Source organism: Pseudomonas helleri (assembly GCF_009600315.1).
Lineage (GTDB): Bacteria > Pseudomonadota > Gammaproteobacteria > Pseudomonadales > Pseudomonadaceae > Aquipseudomonas > Aquipseudomonas helleri_A.
In genome coordinates, this window is the sequence record NZ_WIWC01000161.1 from 1 (window position 1) to 273 (window position 273).

General features: G+C 60.4%; 1 protein-coding gene. It reads right to left on the bottom strand.

Annotated elements, in window-relative coordinates:
- Window positions 1–273: LysR substrate-binding domain-containing protein (locus GHN86_RS23210; protein ID WP_267129150.1), on the bottom strand; the 273-nt coding region annotated here is incomplete at both ends.

The following is a 273-nucleotide window of genomic DNA, read 5'->3' on the forward strand; positions in this document are numbered from 1 at the left end:
TGGGTCTTCGAGCAGTTGCGACGAGGCGGCGATGTCGACGCGGTATTCGTCCAGCGCTTCGAGCACTTGCTGGGAGTTGCCAATGTCTACCGACACGACAATCTGCGGCAGGCGCTCGCGGAAGGCTTTGACCAGATCAAGGATGTAATACGGCGCCGTGGCGGCGATGCGCAACGTGCCGGTGCCGTGGCCGCTGTTGCGCAAAAAGAACTCGATATCGGCCTCTTGCTGCAACAGCGTTTTAACCATGGGCAGCAAGCGCACGCCCTCATC